This is a genomic window from Streptomyces sp. GC420 (assembly GCF_009916105.1).
Classification (GTDB): Bacteria; Actinomycetota; Actinomycetes; order Streptomycetales; family Streptomycetaceae; genus Streptomyces.
The window spans coordinates 1-14,593 of sequence record NZ_JAAAXQ010000201.1; the positions used below are offsets into that span (position 1 = coordinate 1).

General features: G+C 70.6%; 14 protein-coding genes and 1 pseudogene. 4 read left to right on the forward strand and 11 right to left on the reverse strand.

Annotated elements, in window-relative coordinates; all coding sequences use genetic code 11:
- Nucleotides 1–178 precede the first annotated feature (178 nt).
- A complete protein-coding gene (locus GUY61_RS23010) occupies nucleotides 179–1,072 on the forward strand; it encodes a PhzF family phenazine biosynthesis isomerase (protein WP_166632134.1) in 894 nt (297 codons plus the stop codon).
- Nucleotides 1,073–1,192: 120 nt separating this feature from the next.
- On the opposite strand, the gene GUY61_RS23015 is transcribed toward GUY61_RS23010, so the two are convergent.
- From GUY61_RS23015 to GUY61_RS23040, 6 genes are all read right to left on the reverse strand, one after another.
- On the reverse strand, nucleotides 1,193–2,191 hold the full coding sequence (locus GUY61_RS23015; protein ID WP_166632135.1) for a DUF6879 family protein: 999 nt from the start codon (nucleotides 2,189–2,191) through the stop codon (nucleotides 1,193–1,195).
- 56 nt (nucleotides 2,192–2,247) lie between these two features.
- A complete protein-coding gene (locus GUY61_RS23020; RefSeq protein WP_166632136.1) occupies nucleotides 2,248–3,243 on the reverse strand; it encodes an SCO2521 family protein in 996 nt (331 codons plus the stop codon).
- 1 nt (nucleotide 3,244) lies between these two features.
- Nucleotides 3,245–4,207 (reverse strand): SCO2522 family protein, encoded by a 963-nt coding sequence (locus GUY61_RS23025; protein WP_166632137.1) that lies wholly within the window; start codon nucleotides 4,205–4,207, stop codon nucleotides 3,245–3,247.
- Nucleotides 4,204–5,121 (reverse strand): SCO2523 family variant P-loop protein, encoded by a 918-nt coding sequence (locus tag GUY61_RS23030; protein WP_166632138.1) that lies wholly within the window; start codon nucleotides 5,119–5,121, stop codon nucleotides 4,204–4,206. The genes GUY61_RS23025 and GUY61_RS23030 overlap by 4 nt, the downstream gene beginning before the upstream one ends.
- A 3-nt stretch (nucleotides 5,122–5,124) precedes the next feature.
- Nucleotides 5,125–6,966: an SCO2524 family protein gene (locus GUY61_RS23035; protein ID WP_166632139.1), complete on the reverse strand. Its 1,842-nt coding sequence runs from the start codon at nucleotides 6,964–6,966 to the stop codon at nucleotides 5,125–5,127.
- 156 nt (nucleotides 6,967–7,122) lie between these two features.
- Complete coding sequence (locus GUY61_RS23040; RefSeq protein ID WP_166632140.1) at nucleotides 7,123–7,905, reverse strand: SCO2525 family SAM-dependent methyltransferase; 783 nt, start codon at nucleotides 7,903–7,905, stop codon at nucleotides 7,123–7,125.
- Nucleotides 7,906–8,153: 248 nt separating this feature from the next.
- Between GUY61_RS23040 and GUY61_RS23045 the strand changes: the two genes are divergently transcribed.
- Nucleotides 8,154–8,678, forward strand: a complete 525-nt coding sequence (locus GUY61_RS23045) for an N-acetyltransferase (RefSeq protein ID WP_166632141.1) — start codon at nucleotides 8,154–8,156, stop codon at nucleotides 8,676–8,678.
- A 65-nt stretch (nucleotides 8,679–8,743) separates the two neighbouring features.
- Here the strand turns inward: GUY61_RS23045 and GUY61_RS23050 are convergent, their stop codons facing one another.
- Nucleotides 8,744–9,949 (reverse strand): branched-chain amino acid ABC transporter substrate-binding protein, encoded by a 1,206-nt coding sequence (locus GUY61_RS23050; RefSeq protein WP_166632142.1) that lies wholly within the window; start codon nucleotides 9,947–9,949, stop codon nucleotides 8,744–8,746.
- Nucleotides 9,950–10,278: 329 nt separating this feature from the next.
- Nucleotides 10,279–11,145 carry an AraC family transcriptional regulator gene (locus GUY61_RS23055; RefSeq protein ID WP_166632143.1) on the reverse strand — a complete coding sequence of 289 codons (867 nt, stop codon included), beginning with the start codon at nucleotides 11,143–11,145 and terminating at the stop codon, nucleotides 10,279–10,281.
- Nucleotides 11,146–11,270: 125 nt separating this feature from the next.
- Between GUY61_RS23055 and GUY61_RS23060 the strand changes: the two genes are divergently transcribed.
- Nucleotides 11,271–11,732: a DUF2000 domain-containing protein gene (locus GUY61_RS23060; protein ID WP_166632146.1), complete on the forward strand. Its 462-nt coding sequence runs from the start codon at nucleotides 11,271–11,273 to the stop codon at nucleotides 11,730–11,732.
- 12 nt (nucleotides 11,733–11,744) lie between these two features.
- Here GUY61_RS23060 and rarD read toward each other — a convergent pair whose 3' ends face one another.
- Nucleotides 11,745–12,725, reverse strand: coding sequence for an EamA family transporter RarD (rarD, locus tag GUY61_RS23065; RefSeq protein WP_243766684.1), 981 nt, complete (start codon nucleotides 12,723–12,725; stop codon nucleotides 11,745–11,747).
- Nucleotides 12,726–12,936: 211 nt separating this feature from the next.
- Entirely contained in the window at nucleotides 12,937–13,794 is an 858-nt protein-coding gene (locus GUY61_RS23070; protein WP_166632145.1) for an SDR family oxidoreductase, read from the reverse strand.
- A 203-nt stretch (nucleotides 13,795–13,997) separates the two neighbouring features.
- Between GUY61_RS23070 and GUY61_RS23075 the strand changes: the two genes are divergently transcribed.
- On the forward strand, nucleotides 13,998–14,336 hold the full coding sequence (locus GUY61_RS23075) for a helix-turn-helix domain-containing protein (protein ID WP_166632147.1): 339 nt from the start codon (nucleotides 13,998–14,000) through the stop codon (nucleotides 14,334–14,336).
- A gap of 117 nt (nucleotides 14,337–14,453) precedes the next feature.
- On the opposite strand, the pseudogene GUY61_RS23080 reads toward GUY61_RS23075, so the two are convergent.
- Nucleotides 14,454–14,593, reverse strand: a pseudogene (locus GUY61_RS23080) (2-oxoacid:ferredoxin oxidoreductase subunit beta); the annotation flags it as partial.

Sequence of the window (14,593 nt, forward strand, 5' to 3'; positions counted from 1 at the left end):
TGCCTCCCCGGCCACCCGGCACCGGTCGCACAAGTGACCACCGCCCGGCACCCTCCCACGCCCCCACGGCCTCCGTGGCGGTCACGTCCCCGCCGGCCGGGGCGGAGGCCGTCCACCGCACCGGCCGGAGGGGGCCGGGCGGGGGAATCAGGTGCGTGGGCGGCTCGTTGTCGACTGCATGACGACGACGAGCAAGGACGCCGCGAACGTCCCCGAAGTGCTGCGCTACACCGCGTTCTCCGAGGATCCGCACGGCGGGAACCCCGCCGGAGTGGTGCTGGACGCGTCGGGGCTCGACGAGGCGGCGATGCTGGCCGTGGCTGCCGGGCTGGGGTACAGCGAGTCCGCCTTCCTGACCGCGCCGCCGCCGGAACTCGCGGGCGAGCCCGGACGCGCCTTCACCATCCGGTACTTCAGTCCGAAGGCGGAGGTGCCGTTCTGCGGGCACGCCACCGTCGCCACCGCCGTCGCCCTGGCCGAGCGGAACGGTCCCGGCGAGATGCTGTTCGCGACCCGCGCGGGCACGGTCCCGGTGACCGTGACCGCGGAGCCCGGCGGGGGCCTGCGCGCCACACTCACCAGCGTCGAGCCACGGGTCGAGGAGATCTCCGGGGAGCACCTGGCCGAGGCGCTGGCCGCCCTTTGCTGGCCCGAGGGCGACCTCGACCCCGCGCTGCCGCCCCGGATCGCCTTCGCGGGCGCCCGCCACCTGGTGCTGGGCGCGGGCAGCCGGGAGCGGCTGGCCCGGCTGAGCTACGACTTCGAACGGCTCGCCGCGCTGATGGACGCACTCGGCCTGACCACCGTCCAGCTGGTGTGGCGCGCCTCGGAGACGGTGTTCCACGTCCGGGACCCCTTCCCGGTCGGCGGCGTCGTCGAGGACCCGGCGACCGGTGCCGCCGCGGCGGCCTTCGGCGCGTACGCCCGTGAACTCGCGCTGGTACCGGCGGAGTCGGTGCTGACCCTGCACCAGGGCGAGGACATGGGCCGCCCCGGCGTGCTGACGGTCACGCTGCGCGCGGGGGACCCGCGGGTCCGGGTGAGCGGCGCCGGGGCCCGCATCCCGGACTGATGCCCGCGCGCGGCCGGGAAGCGGCGCGGACTTCTTGCCCCGCACCCAGCCGGGCGGCTGTGGCGCGTGCGGCCGGGAAGCGGCGGGCGAGCACCCGCCGCCCCCGCTTCCCGGCCGCCCCTACTCCGCGTCGTCGCCGTCCTCCCCGTCGGCACCGTCGTCCTGTGCCTCCCACAGTTCCTCGAACCGTTTGATGCGCCGTGCGACCCGGTCCTCGCGCAGATCCATGATCGTCTTCGAGTTCACGCCCTGCAGATCTGGTTCGACCTCGTACGACAGGGACTGGTCGAACACGATGAAGTCGTTCGTGGTGTCCATCTTGAGGATCGGCGGCAGTTGCGACAGAGCGAGGATCCGCACGTCGATGCCCAGACTCTGCTGGTGCTCCGCCATCCGCTCCAGGTTCTCGTCGATGTCGTCGGGCCGGTTCACGATGAACAGCCGCCTGATCCGGACGCCCCGGACGTGGATGGCGTCGCGCTGCGCCCGCAGATAGCGCTGCCCCAGTTCGGTGGGCCAGAAGTCGTGGTCCACCGAGGTGCTGGTGGCGTCGATGCTCTCCATCGCGCACTGGGTGAGCGTCACGATCCAGTCGTGGTCCTCCCCGTCGTAGTCGGCGTGCTTCTGGGTCAGGTTGGCCATCACCGTGGCGAGCCGGTTGACCTCCGCCTGGGCGAAGGACTTCACGATCTCGGGTGCCTCCAGCCCCACTTCCGTGGCGCTGCGGACCAGTCTGGTCACCATGGCGGGCCGTACCGCGGAGCCCTCCATCAGGCCGAACAGCTCGGTGGCCTCGTTGATCTTCGCGAATCCCTCGGCGACGAGTCCCTTCATCTCCGCGTTGTGTCCGGCGAGGCTCCGCTCCACCCCGCCCAGCCGGCGCTCGAAGTCGATCATGTACTGGATGATCATGGCGGCGCCGCCGAGGAAGATGGAAGCGGTGAGCTTCCACACCTCGGGCTGGTCGGTGACATTGGTCAGGGCGTAGGTGAGCCCTCCGACGACCGCGGTGATCAGGGTCTTCAGCAGGAACGGCGGGACACCGGCCGGCTCCCCTGTGCCGGTGGCCCCCGGCGCCGACGCCCCCGGCGCCGCTGCCGTCCTTGACGATCCGTCCATTTAGGTCTTCTCCCCCGGTGGGATCGTGCGCGCGTGCCGTCGTCAGCACTCGAGTCTCAGCGCCCGAGTCTCAGCGCCCTCAGCGTGTCGTCGGCGCCTCGCGCGGCAACATGAATGGCCTGCAGAGCGAGCTGGTCCCTGATGCGCTGGACCAGCGTCTGCCATTGACGGGTGAAGCCGGGCTCCCGTTCCAGCACCTCCCACAGGGGGCCCAGGGTGTGGTCCACACGTGCTCCTGGCATCCACAGGTGCAGCAGATGGTCGACGGCGGGGCGCAGCGCCATCACGGCGTCGTGCCCGTCCGCCGACCCGAGCCGGCTGCGCTCGACCATCCGTACGAGGGTCGTGAGCAGCCAGTCGTGCAGGGCGAGGTCCTCGCAGAGCCCCACTGCGGCGGCCGGCCCCGTGTCTTCCGGCAGCCGCAGCTCCACCGTCCTCAGCCCGTCCTCGGCGAGTGTGAAGCGCTGGATCGACGGGCCCTCGCCGTCCGGGGCCCGTAACGCCACCCAGCGCAGCCTGGTGCGCCGGGACTTGAAGGGAGACCGCTGGTCGAGCAGCGGATGGCGCAGTACGTCGGCGAGCAGACGCTCGGCGATGCTGCCGAGGTCGAGTTCGCCGGCCTGCCGGCGGCCGGCCAGCAGGCCGTCCGCGACGGCCCGTTCGGGCAGCCGCCCCACGGGTTCCAGCACTCCGGGCCGTACGAGGTAGTGGTCCCAGGGCAGCCGCCGGTCGGGGCCGTGCGCCGGGGCCCGGAACCAGGCGGTGGCCTGGAGGACCCGGCCCTCGGTGAGCGCGGCGCGGGCACCGACCGTCCCTATGCCGCGCACCCTGGCACCGTTGGCGGTGGGCAGCCGGCAGTCGACCCCGGTGAGGACGTCGGGCGAGACGGCGTACCGGTTGGGGCGTTCGGAGACGCGCACCCGCTCGTCGGCGCGCAGCCGCAGCAGCCGTTCCGCGGCCTGTCCGTCCAGCGACTGGAAGGTCTGCAGCAGGCCGGTCCGCACCTCGCCGCAGATCAGTACCGTCGCCTCGCCGTCCCCCGGGCCGGTCATCTCAGGGCCCCGTGTAGAAGACGTAGGAGGCCCGTTCGGCGATCCCGTCGGGGACGGGGGTGCCTTCGCGGGCGGAGCGTTCGGCGACCTGCCCCAGCGCGCCCGGGTCCACGTGGACCTGGCCGAGGATGACCCGCACGGCGTGTTCGACGGGCAGGAAGCGGGCCGGCAGCACGGAGCAGGTGCGGTACGCGCAGAAGGGGGCCGCGGACGCGTTCAGCCGGAGCAGCGGCGGCAGGGCGTCCCAGTCGCGCGGGAAGGTCTCGCCGTTCCAGGAGTGCGGGAGCAGCACGGGCTCGCCCTGGTGGCGCAGCAGTCCCAGCCTGGCCAGTTGCCAGACGGCGGCGAGAAAGGGGCAGGACCAGGTGCGCCGCCCTCCCTCGTCGTCCCACAGCTCCACGTCCATGAAGACGGAGTGGCGCCGGGCGGCGGTCTCGGCGGGCGGCCGCCAGACGGGGACGGTGAGCATGGCCTCGGGGTTGTGCAGGCCGGGGGTGCGCTCGCCGTTGGCGAGCCATCCGGTCTCCTTGACGGGCGGCCTGGACCCGTCGCTGCCCGGCGGCACCGCCTCGACGAGCCGGTGTTCCACGGACTCGGCGAGCGGGACGCCGTCGGCGACCGCGCAGCCCGACTCGCGCGCCAGGTAGTCGATGGTCAGCCCGGCCCGCTCGGCCTCCGCCAGCAGGACGGGCACGAGGTCGGCGGGCGTGGAGAAGCGGGTGAAGTAGTCGTCGACGAGGAAGCAGGTGCTGATCCTGGGCCGCTTGCCGCCGGCGGCCGCGGCCGCCGAGGCGCGTACGGCGTCCACCCAGGGCCTGACCTGTGCGAAGTGGTCACGCAGCCGCTCGGGACCCGCCTCGAAGTCCTCCATGTACAGATGGCCCAGTTCCAGGGAGAGATGGGAGAGCGGCACGGACTGCGTGACCGGCTCGGCGGTGGTCTCCCGGAACACCGCTTCCGTCATGGCTGCCCCCATGCCTCGTCGTCGGTGAGCCGCTGCGCGAGGTCCTCCAGGGCCTGCCTGGTCTCCATGTTGGCGATCTTGCTGGAGAGCACGTCCTCGTCCGTGATGAGCTGCTCACGCCATTGCAGTACGGGCTCCAGCGGCACGGATCCCAGCACCATGCTGTAGCCGGCCTCCAGCTGGGCGGCGAGTTCGCCCAGTTCCTGGTCGCACTTGCGCATCCACGCGGACTGGGCCGGCGGCACCTGCGACCACAGCGGCGACTCCGGGTCCGGGACCGCGGCCCGTACGAAGCGGATGGAGCGGCGCAGTTCCTGCTCGTCGTGGCCGCGGTCCACACCGCCCGCGACGATCCCGCGCCGCCCGAAGACCAGCCCCGCCGCGGCGATGACGTGCTGGCGGGTCCAGCGGTGGTAGACCAGCCACCGCGTGCCGACGTGCCGCATCTCGGGCCGGGAGGTGGCTTCGAGCGCCATGTCGACGGCGTAACTGCGCCCGGCGCTCAGGTCGACCACCACCAGGTCGAACTCGCTGTTGAGGCGCAGCAGGAGGTCCACGCAGCGGCGCACGGTGTCCTTGCCGACGGCGAACTCGCCGCCGCTGCGGTCGCCCGGCAGGAGCAGCAGACTGCCGGAACCGGTCTGGCGCCGGCGCAGCACCTCGTGCTCCGTCTCTGACCAGACGTCGACCCTCACCGGTTCGGCGATCCGGCCCTGGAGGTAGGAGTGCAGGCCGCCCTGCTCGATGCCGCGCAGGGCGCCGGGCACGTCGAAGACGGCCGCCGCGGTGGGCGAGCCGAAGTCGAAGTCCAGGTATGCCACGTCGTCCCCGGCCAGGGCCCTGCGGTAGGCGAGATTGGCGCTGGTGACGGAGCGGCCCGTGCCTCCCTTGTCGGAGGCGGCGAAGACGAGCACCGCTCACACTCCCCTGGACGCGGTCTGCCTGGCCAGTGCCAGGGTGTCGAGTTCCCCGAGGACCTCGGTGGTCAGTGCGACGGCCGTGCCCGGCTGGCTGTCGACGAGCTCCCGGGCGCGCCGCAGTTTGACCTCGATGCTCTTCAGCGCGATGCCGCGGGAACCCTCGGCGATGGAGGTCGGTTCGAGTTGTTCGTTGCCGAGGAGGTGGGTGGCCTCGCTGAGCAGCGCGGCGGCGAGGGTGACCAGTTCGGCGCTGCGGATCGGCGGCTGGGTGTAGAGCGCGCGGGCGGCGACCATGCACTCGGTGACGCGCTCGGTGATGGCCCAGGACAGCGGCCCGCCGTGCTCCGGGGAGTCGGGGTAGACGGCGTGGATGTTGTCCCAGAGCCCGGTGCCGTGGCCGCTGCTGATGCGGCGCTCCCACACGTGGTCGAAGATCTGCTCGGCGAGCCGCAGCAGCCGGTCGTGCGAGGACATGTTGCGGGAGAGCGCGCACAGCTGGACGGTCCGCTTGAGCAGCTGCGCGGAGAAGTCCGTCATCGTCCACCGCATGGGAGGGCCGACGGTGTCGCTGCCGTGCAGCGGCAGTCTGACACCGGGGTTGTGCAGGCCCACCGCCGGGTCGTGCGAGGTCATGCGGCTGGTGATGCGGCCGCGTTCGGCGAGGCGTTCCATGACGCCGACGGTGCGGGTGAGGTCGTCGTCGGTGGCGCGCCTGCGCACCAGGTCGTGGACGAGGATGGCGGCGACGGAGAGGGAGAAGTACTCGGACTCCAGCCGCTGTCCGGTCGTGCGCCAGGGGATGTCCTCCAGCGGCCAGCTGCCGTCGCCGAAGCGGGCGATGCCCGACCAGTACTGCTGGGTGATCTCCCAGCGCAGCCGCAGCGCCTCCGCGAGCCGCTGCTGCTCGGTGTTGAGCAGTCCGAGGGTGAGGGTGCGGTCGGAGAAGAGGTCCTGGATGCCGTCCAGGGCCACCACTGTGAAGTAGAGGTACGGGACGGGCTTGGCGACGCCGCTGGGCTGCGGTCCGATCGGTTCGCTGGTGTCCACCGGCGGGGCGTCGTTCACCAGGCTCCAGGACCAGCCGCACTCGAAGAGCTGGTTGTCGTCCTTGAGGCGGTCGGCGATGTCGACACCGAGGGTGAAGCTCTCGCTGATGGTCGCGCGTAACGCCTTGAAGCGGCGCTGGAACTGCTGGAGGACGACCCGGTCGGAGGTCTGGCCCTGGCCCAGGAGACGGCAGAGCGTGCGTCCCTGGGGGTCATCGGGGTCGAACACGTTGACCGTGAAGGAACGCAGCAGACTCACCATGGCGGCGGTGAGCCGGACCTCGGTGGCTGCCTTGAGTTCGTCGATCAGCGCCCGTACGTCGGAGCGGCGGGTCTTGGTCTCGTAGGTCTTGAGGAAACCGAGTGTCGCGAGACAGAGGGTGATCGACATCGAGAAGGCGTCGACCACGCCCAACTCCCGCTGTTCCTGCGTGAGTTCCTGATCGGGTTCCTTGGGGATGAAGTAGTACCCGCCCGCGAAACTGGGTCTCTTGTCCTCGGCGGTGTGGGTGCGCATGAAATCCGCGAGAACCGTGACGAGTTTGGCGGGCAGGTCCAGCCGGCTCCCGGCGCTCTTCAGGGCACTCTGGACGTCGCGCTCGGTGATGTCCGGGTCGTCCAGGCGGAACGCCGAGATCTCGGTGGTCGGGTACATGAGGCAGAGCAGGCGCTCGGCGTCCGCGACGCTGCTGCGCCCACCCCATTCGCCCCAGTCCCATTCACCGTCCTCGAACGAGTGGCGCGCAATTGCCTGCCAGATATCCAGCAGATGCTGGCGCGGCTTGATCTGCATCCCCCATACCCCTCGTACAAGCGCCCCGTGCTGCGGTCAGGAAGCTGTCCGTCATTTCATTGTCGAGATTCTGGCTCGCATACTTGCGAGTTTGCGACCGTATTCGGGCTTTCCCCGGAACCGCGTCGCGCACCGTGGTGCGCGACGAGCCCCGCACTATTCGGAATTCCGCCGTCCGCAGGCCACGATCATTCCCTCGTAGCCGGGCCGCAGCCCTCCTCCCGGCGGCATTCCGATGGGAGTGATCCGGACCTCGCCGTCCGTGAACGGGGCCAGGGTCTCACGGACCTGGTCCACGTCCACGCTGCAGGCGGGGAAGAACTCCTCACCGACGGCATACCCCACTGAGCCCTGCATGAAAGCGGCGGCGTAGGGGGCACCTGGGACGAGGGCTCCGGTGAAGCGCTCCACGGCGCCCTGGAACTCCTTGAACGAGGTGGTCATCGACTCGGCGACGAAGAACATCGTGCCGATCCCCCAGCCCGCGTGGGGGAGATCGAACAGATTGCCCTGTTTGACGCGGGTGACCTTCCGCAGCGCGGCCCTCGGGTCCGCGACCCGGGCGTACGGCTCCGACCGGCTGAGCAGGTCCCAGAACTCGTCCCAGTTGGCCCCGTAGGAGGGCACCTGGCTCTCCAGCCAGACCACGTTGGCCTCAGAGCGTTCGTACAGCGTGATGTCCTCGCACCAGGGGAGGAGCGTGAAGGCGGGGTAGAGGTTCGCGCCCGATCCGACGTCGATGCCCGAAATGGGGCCCGCCGGATTCCGCCGGGAGAAATGATCGGTGAAGTAGTCACGCACGACACGGATGATCTGCGCGTCGTCGTCGCGCAGCCGGCGATAGTTGTGATCTACATATGCAAGAGGGTCGAACGAGTCCCAGGGTGCCTCGTCGTTGAGCTCCTGCCGTTTCCCGTCCTCGGGCGTTCTGTGAACCATCTTTCAAGGGTAGTGCCAAATCCCTTGCAGGGCCCGGCACTCGACCGAACGGGGCGCATGGGGGGCGCTCTGTGGCGTAACGGCATTTCGGTCCTGATCACCCCTTGAAGGTCCAGATCGGGCGGGCAATCCTGGTCCTGATCCCCGGTCGGCCACACCCCGCACGGCCGGGGCGCAGGCCGTCCGGCCCGTATCACCCGTACGGGCGCAACGCGTCCTTGACCTCTGACCTCTGACCGAGGAGCGGCATGACGACTCTTTCCGGAGATCGGTCCCCTGCACCCGCAGTCGCGGCGCTGTCCCTCGTGGCGGGCGGTCCGCCACCGCTGCGGGTCAGAGAGGTCACCGAGCGGGATCTCCCCGAGCTGTCACGCCTCGACGCGGAGGTCTTCGGCGAGCACGCCTACCCCTACTTCGTACTGCGCCAGCTCTACGACGTGTACGGCGCCCACCTGCTGGTCCTGGACGACGGAACGTCCCTGCACGGGTACGTCCTGGTCGGCACGCCGCCCGACGCGAGCCGCAGCTGGATCCTGGGCCTGGGCATAGCCGAGCGATGGCGCGGGCTCGGCCTCGGCCGACGGCTGATGGCGGAGGCGCTGCGCCGGCTGCGCGCCGACGGTGTCGGCGAGGTCAGGCTCACCGTGGAGCCCGCGAACAGCGCCGCCATCGAGCTGTACGAGTCGCTGGGCTTCTCCCATGTCGGCTGCCGCGCGGACTACTTCGGCCCCGGCGACGACCGGCTGGTCATGGCACTCGCGCTGATGCGCTGACGCACGGCGGCGGGCGCACCCCCCGTCCCGAGGGGGTGCGCCCGCCGGGGGGGCGGACGGCCGGCTCAGCCGTCGTAGGTGCCGGTGCGCCGGGACTTCCAGGCCCCGTCCACGACCTCGAAGACGGTGAGCTGCTTGTTGGTGGTGTCGCCGTACTCGTCGAAGGCGACCGTGCCCATGACGCCGAAGAAGGAGACGTCCTGCATGGCCTCGGTGACCTTGGCGCGGGCGCCGGAGGGCAGCTCGCCGCCGTCCGCCACGGCCTTGACGGCCTGGATGATCGCCCAGGCGCAGTCGTAGCCGAAGCCGCCGAACACCCCGTACGGCTCGCCGTAGCCGGCCTCCTCGTAGTCCTCGATGAAGTCCTTCGCGAAGGTCAGGTCCTCGACGGGAGCACCGACCGAGGTGACCAGGTCGCCCTCGCTCGCCGCACCTGCGAGCCTGATGTACTCGTCGCTGTAGACGGCGTCGCCGCTGACCAGCGGGGCGGAGACCCCGGCCTGCTCCATCTGCTTGCTCAGCGGTCCGGCCACGGGGTACTCGCCGCCGAAGTAGACGGCGTCGGCGCCCGAGGTCACGATCTTCGCCACCGCCGAGGAGAAGTCCTTGGCGTTGGGGTTGACCTTGGCCGTGCCGACGACCTGACCGCCGATCTCCTTGAACTCCTCGGTGAAACTCATGGCGAGGCTGGCGCCGTATGCCTTGCCGTCGTCGACGACGAAGACCTTCCGCTTCCTCCCCTCGTCGTAGAGGTACCACGCGGCGAACGGGCCCTGGACGGCGTCTGTGGTCGCGGTGCGGAAGTACGTCTTGTACGGCCGGACCTTCTCGCCCTTGGCCCAGTTCTTGCCCTGGCTGAGAGCGGTGTTCCTGTTGATCGAGACCTGGACCATGCCGGCGTCGGCGAAGACGTCCTGCGTCTTCTCGGCCACGGATGAGTTCAACGGGCCGACGACACCGATGACGTCCTCGTCCGCGACGATTTCGCCGGCGTTCTTCCGGCCGAGGTCGGGCCGCGCCTCGTCGTCCCAGGCCTTCATCCTGAAGGTGATGCCCGGCACCTCGTTGGTCTTGTTGGCCTGCCTGACGGCGAGATCGACAGCGTTCCTCAGGCCGAGTCCGAGACCCGCCACGTCGCCGGTCATGGGCACGTCGACGCCGATGGTGACGACCGTGTTGCCGGCGCCACCGCTGTCCGTGCCGCACGCCGTGAGCGAGAGTGCTGCGGCGACGAGCAAGGCGGTGACGGCTGTGAGAGAACGGTTGTGCACTGTGGCTCTTTCCCTTTCAGGGAGCACGGCCGGTTCATCGGACCGCGGATCGACCTCGGGCGCGGGTGCTGAGTGCCGTGACTCTAGAGGGCGGCACCAGCACAAGCGCAGGCAGGTGGCCGATGTGATTCTCTCGTTATGGCGCCGATATGGAGAAAGGGCTTGCTTCGGTTCAATTGCCGGAGAAATTCACGGCTTTATGCGTATCTGCCCGGAGATGCGACTCCAGCGGAAAGAGCAGGACCACTGTTGCCCGTCGGAACCGGACGGGGCAGAGCTGACATCGTTGCCGTCGTGCGCTGGGAAATCCGCTCATCCCGCGGAAACCGTCATGGAGCCACCCCCGCGGGGGCGGGCGCCGGCCGCCCGGGCCGCACGTACCGACCGGGGCTGACGCCCACCACCCGCTTGAAGTGCCGGTTCAGATGGGACTGGTCGTAGAAGCCCGCTGCGGTCGCGACCTCCGGTGGCGGCTTCCCGTCCAGCAGCAGCCTTCGTGCCAGATCGACCCGGCGTGTCGTCAGGTACTGGTGCGGCGGCATGCCGAACTCCCGGCTGAACACCCGTACGAGGTGTGCGGGATGGGCGTGGAGCAGCCCCGCGGCCTCGCCCAGCGGCACCCCTTCGAGCGTGCGCGCGTCCAGCAGTTCGCGCAGCCGGTGGGCCAGGCCCCGGTCGAGCGGCACCGGCACCGGCCCGACCGCCCGGTGCAGATGCTGCTCCAGCCGTTCCCGGATCAGCGCGAGCCGGCTCTCCGCCTCCAGCTCCTCGCCGGGCAGAGTCAGAGCGGTGTGCAGCAGGCTCACGCGCTCGCGCAGGACGGGATCGTCCAGCTCCGGGCGGTCCACGGCCATGCCGATGAGGCGCTCGCTCAGCTGGCCGGCGTCCAGGTAGACAACCCTCTTGCGGAAGCCGCGCGCGGTCGCGGCGGTCCCGTTGTGCGGAACGTGCGGAGGCAGCAGCGTGACCAGGTCGCGCGGGGCGCCGTGCTCGTGCCGGTCAAGGTCGTAGCGCACCATGCCGTCGTCGACGATCAGCAGGGTCCAGGTGGCGTGCGCGTGCATCGGGTACGCGTGGTCGGTGAACCGGGCGTGGAACACCTCCGAGACACCCGCGACCGGCGGGCGCCAGGCATGGATCTCCGGAGAGCTCCGCGGGGAGTCCGTGCCTCCCGGACGGGATGTCGTGCCGGCCATGCAAAGAACGTACAAGACCGGGCGCGGGCAGGCCCGGCAGGCTGCGGAACATGGAACGACCAGAGAACGAGAACACCCCGCACCCGAAGCGCCACTCCGGTGACGGCATGGACGTCACGGACGGCATGGACGCCACGGGCCGCGCGGGCGGCCCGGGCGCCGAAGGCGGCGCGCCGGTCCGCTTCGACACCAAAATCGCCGTACTGCTGCGGGACGACCTCCACACCTGGCAGCGTCTGAATGTGACGGCCTTCCTGGTGAGCGGCATCGGCACGGCGCGCCCGGAGACGGTCGGCGAACCCTACGCCGACGCCGACGGCACCCTCTACCTGGCGATGTTCCGCCAGCCCGTCCTCGTCTTCGTCGGCTCCAAGGAGACGCTGACGGCGGCCCACACCCGTGCCCTGACCCGCGAGCTCCCGGTCTCTGTCTTCACCTCTGACCTGTTCGCCACCGGTAACGACCGCGACAACCGGGCGGCGGTGCGCGCGGTGCCGAAGGACCTGCTGGATCTGGTCGGACTCGCGGTGTACGGCCCGCGCAACGCGGTCGACAAGGCCTTCAAGGGCGCGCGCATGCACCCGTAAGGGCGCAGCGCGTCAGCCGGTGCGGCCGGGTTCCGCGGGACGGACCGGTTCCGTCCGTGGGGCCGTCGCCGCCTCGGTCACCGCGGCGGCGGTCTGAGCGGCCTCGGCGGCCCGGGCCGCCGCCTGGGCCGCCGCCTGCGCCCGTACGGCGACGGCGGCCGCCCGCGTCCGGTGGGCGACGCGCAGGGCGTCCCAGGTCAGCACGCTCAGGGCGAGCCAGACCAGGGCGAAGCCCGCCCAGCGCTCGGCGGGCATGGCCTCGTGGAAGTAGGCCACGCCGAGCAGGAACTGGAAGACCGGCGCGAGGTACTGCAGCAGGCCGAGGGTCGAGAGCGGTACCCGGATCGCGGCCGCGCCGAAGCAGACCAGCGGCAGGGCCGTGACGATCCCGGTGGCGGCGAGCAGGGTCGCGTGGCCGGTGCCGTGCGCACCGAAGGCCGAGTCCCCGCGCGCCCCGAGCCAGATCAGGTATCCGGCGGCGGGCAGGAACTGGATGGCGGTCTCGGCGGCCAGCGACTCCAGACCGCCGATGTTGACCTTCTTCTTCACGAAGCCGTACGCCGCGAAGGAGAAGGCCAGGGTGAGGGAGATCCACGGCGGCTGCCCGTGCCCGACGGCGAGCACCATGACGGCGGCGAAGCCCGTGGCGACCGCGGCCCACTGCGCGGGTCTGAGCCGCTCCTTCAGCAGGAGCACGCCGAGCCCGATGGTGACGAGCGGGTTGATGAAATAGCCCAGGGACGCCTCGACGACCTGGCCGGAGTTCACCGCCCAGATGTAGACACCCCAGTTGACGGTGATGGTGGCCGCGGCGACGGTCAGCAGGAGCAGCTTGCGGGGCTGCCGCAGCAGTTCGCCCGCCCAGGACCAGCGGCGCAGCACGAGCAGCGCGAGAGCCACGAAGGCGAGTGACCACACCATCCGGTGGGCGAGTATCTCCACCGCCCCGGCCGGCTTCAGCAGCGGCCAGAAGAGGGGTACCAGCCCCCACATGCCGTAGGCCGCGAAGCCGTACAGCAGACCCGCACGACCCTGGCCGTCCGGTGGTGTGGAAGTCACGGGCGGATCCCTCCGGTCGTACGACTGTGCGGTGTGCGGCTGCCTGCACGAAGGTAACGCCAGTAGGGCCCCGCTGTCATTCCCGTATCGCCATACGGTCATGACAGTGGGGCCCTGGCGGGAGCGGGGAGAGTCCCGCGGGGCCTCAGCCCTTCAGCGCGGCCGCCACGGTGGCCGCCATCGGCGTGGTCGGACGGCCGATCAGCCGGGACAGGTCGCCACTGGTGCGGGCCAGCAGGCCGCGCGCGACCGCCCGGTCGACGTCCACCAGGATCTCGGCGAACGGCTCCGGGACGCCGGCCCCCGTGAGGATGCCGAGGTGCACGTCCGAGGGCACGTTGTTGTACGCGATCTCCTTGCCGGACCACTTCGAGACCTCGGCCGCGTACTCCGCGAAGCTCCACGCCGTGTCGCCGCTCAGCTCGTACGCCTTGCCCTCGTGGCCCTCGCCGGTCAGGACGGCGACCGCCGCCGCCGCGTAGTCGGCACGGGCCGCGGAGGCGACCCGGCCCTCACCGGCGCTCTGGACGACGGCGCCGTGCTCCAGCACCGGGGCGAGGTTCTCGGTGTAGACCTCGGTGTACCAGCCGTTGCGCAGGAAGGCGTACGGCAGGCCGGAGGCGAGTATCGCCTGCTCGGTGGCCTTGTGCTCGGCCGCGAGGGCGAAGTCGGCGTCGGGGCCGCCGAGGGCGCCGGTGTACGCGAGCAGGGAGACTCCGGCGGCCTTCGCGGCGTCGACGACGGCCTTGTGCTGCGGGACGCGGGAGCCGATCTCGCTGCCGGAGATGAGCAGCACCCTGTCGCCGGGTGCGAAGGCGCCGCCCAGGGTGCCGGGTGCGTTGTAGTCGGCGACCCGCAGTTCCACGCCGCGGGCGGCGAGGCCGGCGGCCTTCTCCTTGTCACGGACCACCGCGGCGATCTGCTCGGCGGGGACCTTCTCCAGCAGGCCCTCGATGACGAAGCGGCCGAGCTTCCCGGTGGCTCCGGTGACGACGATGCTCATGAATCAAACTCCCTGACTTACCTGCGCATGTGCAAATCTTCTGCACTCACCGTAGCTACGGTACTAACTTCACGAAAGTACCCACTTTGAAGTAAGGTACTGGTGTGACAGTTAGCTCGCAGGATCTTCAGGCGCTTCGGAACGCCCAGTGGCCCGATGGCCGGCCGTTCGACACGAACGCGGCGGCGTGTCCCTCGCGCCTCGTGCTGGAACACGTCACCAGCAGATGGGGTGTGCTCGTGCTGGCCGCCCTGCTCGACCGCTCGTACCGCTTCAGCGAACTGCGCCGCACCATCGCCGGGGTCAGCGAGAAGATGCTGGCCCAGACACTGCAGACCCTGGAGCGGGACGGCTTTGTGCACCGCGACGCCAAGCCGGTGATCCCGCCGCGGGTGGACTACTCGCTGACTCCGCTCGGCAGGGAGGCGGCCGAGCAGGTGTGGGCACTGGCGCGGTGGACCGAGAGCCGGACGCCGGAGGTGCTCGGGGCACGCGAGCGGTACGACAAGGAGAAGGCGGGCCCGCAGAACCTGCGCGGCTAGAACAGCGCGCAGGCGCGAAAGCCGTACATGAGGCAGGCCCGGACCCGAGGACCCTGTGTGGGTCCCGGGATCCGGGCCTGCCTCTTCACTGCCGGCTGTCCGGCGCCCCGCCGGGCGTCAGCCGACGACCGTCCAGGTGTCGTTGCCGGTGAGGAGGGCGGTGAGGTCGCCCTTGCCGTGTTGTTCGACGGCGGTTTCGAGTTGGTCGGCCATCTGGTTGTCGTAGACGGGGCGGTCTACGGAGCGGAAGACGCCGA